Genomic DNA, 617 nt, shown 5'->3' with positions numbered 1-617 from the left:
AGGAGATGCCAAGACCATGGTGATCACACGGCGAGAGCTGAACTGGCTCCTGGATGGCCTGCCGCTCGAGCAGCCGAAAGCGCATCGAGCCGTGCATGTCCGTTCTGCGATTTAAGTAGGCCACCTCAGCAGGAATCGGATCTAGGCCGTCGAATGCTTAGGGCATGACGCAGGAGAACGGCACCATCCTCATGACCGAACAAGAATACGAAGCCCTTCAGCGAGAAAAGGAGCAATTGCGCCAACAGGTGGCCTACCTGGAGGAGCAGATCCATATGCTCCGTCATCGTCTGTTTGGGGCTTCCAGTGAAAAGCGGCGCAAGACCCCGGCTGAGTCGGACAGCGTCCAGCTCCCGTTGTTCAACGAAGCCGAAGTCGAGGCGGACGCCCAACCTTCGGAAGAGACCGGGGAAGCCGATGCAGAAGTGACGTCGGAAGGCGTGGAGACGGAGACCATCACGTATGAGCGCCGGAAGCCTCGTGCGGCGCGGGAGCGTGACGCCTGGCTGTATCAGGGCGAAGCAGACGAGGTCGTCGAATACCGACTGTCAGATGACGAGCGAGTCTGCTCGAAATGTGCGGGTGAGCTTCACGAGATGAGCCGTGAGATCACGCGA

General features: G+C 59.6%; 1 protein-coding gene. It reads left to right on the top strand.

Going from position 1 to position 617, the window contains the following annotated elements; translation table 11 throughout:
- Positions 1-164 precede the first annotated feature (164 nt).
- Positions 165-617 (top strand): IS66 family transposase (locus AMA01_RS13470; protein WP_446698023.1); only part of this gene is annotated, 453 nt, incomplete at its 3' end.

It is taken from the genome of Alicyclobacillus mali NBRC 102425 (assembly GCF_001570745.1).
Taxonomy (GTDB): domain Bacteria; phylum Bacillota; class Bacilli; order Alicyclobacillales; family Alicyclobacillaceae; genus Alicyclobacillus; species Alicyclobacillus mali.
Note: the sequence above shows the minus strand (reverse complement) of the source record. Positions and strands in the feature narration are given on the sequence as shown.